1 protein-coding gene is annotated in these 239 nt (G+C 71.1%); it reads right to left on the bottom strand.

Annotated elements, in window-relative coordinates; all coding sequences use genetic code 11:
• Nucleotides 1–239 (bottom strand): hypothetical protein (locus tag AC5RUW_RS16650; RefSeq protein ID WP_494161698.1); only part of this gene is annotated, 239 nt, incomplete at both ends.

The following is a 239-nucleotide window of genomic DNA, read 5'->3' as shown; positions in this document are numbered from 1 at the left end:
GTGATCGTGGCAATGATCGCCCCCGGTTCAACGACGATCGCGGGCCGCGGGAGAACCGTGGCTACCAGGGCCGCGACGAGCGTGGCGGCAGCGACCGCCGTTCCTTCAACGGACCGCGTGGCAATGATCGTCCCCGGTTCAATGACGATCGTGGGCCGCGGGAGAACCGTGGCTACCAGGGCCGCGACGAGCGTGGCGGCAGCGACCGTCCCCGCAGCTTCGGCGACCGGGACCGCGGC

It is taken from the genome of Arthrobacter sp. Y3222053 (genome assembly GCF_059092805.1).
Note: the sequence above shows the minus strand (reverse complement) of the source record. Positions and strands in the feature narration are given on the sequence as shown.